Origin of the sequence: Streptococcus oralis subsp. oralis (assembly GCF_002096595.1) — a bacterium.
GTDB classification, from domain to species: domain Bacteria; phylum Bacillota; class Bacilli; order Lactobacillales; family Streptococcaceae; genus Streptococcus; species Streptococcus oralis_D.
In genome coordinates, this window is the sequence record NZ_NCUR01000006.1 from 1 (window position 1) to 708 (window position 708).

Genomic DNA, 708 nt, shown 5'->3' on the forward strand with positions numbered 1-708 from the left:
CTTGATATTTGATAGATATTCAATTTTGAGTAGGTATTACTCAGAGTTAAGTGACGATAGCCTAGGAGATACACCTGTACCCATGCCGAACACAGTAGTTAAGCCCTAGAACGCCGGAAGTAGTTGGGGGTTGCCCCCTGTGAGATATGGAAGTCGCTTAGCTCTTTGGGAGTTTAGCTTAGTTGTAATTGAGAGGAAATCGAAATTACAATCGGCGGATGAGAGAAACGAAGTTTCTTACCGTTGGCTGAGCTAGACTCCACCCTTTGGGAGTTTAGCTCAGCTGGGAGAGCATCTGCCTTACAAGCAGAGGGTCAGCGGTTCGATCCCGTTAACTCCCATTTTAGCGGGTGTAGTTTAGTGGTAAAACTACAGCCTTCCAAGCTGTTGTCGCGAGTTCGATTCTCGTCACCCGCTTTGAACTTTGTTCAATTACCAAGTTTTTTAAACTTGGGCGCGTAGCTCAGGTGGTTAGAGCGCACGCCTGATAAGCGTGAGGTCGGTGGTTCGAGTCCACTCGTGCCCATTTATAAATATGGTCCGTTGGTCAAGGGGTTAAGACACCGCCTTTTCACGGCGGTAACACGGGTTCGAATCCCGTACGGACTATTTATTGGAGGATTACCCAAGTCCGGCTGAAGGGAACGGTCTTGAAAACCGTCAGGCGTGTAAAAGCGTGCGTGGGTTCGAATCCCACATCCTCCTTTT

5 tRNA genes and 1 rRNA gene are annotated in these 708 nt (G+C 48.3%); all 6 read left to right on the plus strand.

The window, feature by feature from the left end:
- The first annotated feature begins 46 nt into the window (after positions 1–46).
- Positions 47–162 (plus strand): 5S ribosomal RNA (gene rrf / locus B7714_RS00095).
- A gap of 106 nt (positions 163–268) precedes the next feature.
- Positions 269–341: transfer RNA gene (locus B7714_RS00100), tRNA-Val, on the plus strand.
- Between the two features lie 5 nt (positions 342–346).
- A tRNA-Gly gene (locus B7714_RS00105) sits at positions 347–417 on the plus strand.
- A 35-nt stretch (positions 418–452) separates the two neighbouring features.
- Positions 453–526: transfer RNA gene (locus tag B7714_RS00110), tRNA-Ile, on the plus strand.
- Between the two features lie 11 nt (positions 527–537).
- Positions 538–609 (plus strand) — tRNA-Glu (locus B7714_RS00115).
- A gap of 6 nt (positions 610–615) precedes the next feature.
- Positions 616–705 (plus strand) — tRNA-Ser (locus B7714_RS00120).
- Positions 706–708: the final 3 nt, after the last annotated feature.